The 669-nt window shown below is 53.5% G+C and carries 1 pseudogene; it reads right to left on the reverse strand.

The window, feature by feature from the left end:
- A pseudogene (locus R7Q11_RS26765) lies at window positions 1-669 on the reverse strand (calcium-binding protein); the annotation flags it as partial.

Here is a 669-nt window from a genome sequence, read left to right on the forward strand (position 1 = left end):
ACGTGGCGGTTACGCCATCCGCACCAATCACTGCTTGGGTGGTTTCGGTGATGTCATCACCGGATGCAGTAGTATAGCTGTAAGCTAAGGTCACGATACTACCGACTGGCGCCGGATCGCTCAGTGTCACGGTGTAGTCTGTGGTGGTGTCGCCTTCTACGACATTCGCTGGACCAGTCATGGTCACCGTAACGGTATCTTCTGGCCCTGGGTCCGTTTCATCGCTGATGGTGGTGTCAACAAAGGCATTTGAAACATCTAATGCCTCAAAAATCGGATTGCTGTCGCTATCGACGATGCCTGACACGCTGACACGGAATACTTCATCGCCTTCGGCGTAAACGTCATCCACCGTATCAATGGTAAACGTGGCGGTTACGCCATCGGCACCAATCACTGCTTGGGTGGTTTCGGTGATATCATCACCCGATGCAGTGGTGTAGCTGTAAGCGAGCGTGACGATGCTACCGACTGGCGCCGGATCGCTCAGTGTCACGGTGTAGTCTGTGGTGGTGTCACCCTCCACGACATTCGCTGGACCTGTCATGGTCACCGTAACCGTATCTTCCGGACCCGGATCGGTTTCATCGCTGATGGTGGTGTCGACGAACGCATTGTCTAAATTCAGTGCTTCAAAGATTGGATTACTGTCGCTATCTACAATGCCCG

This window comes from Vibrio sp. 970 (assembly GCF_033339075.1).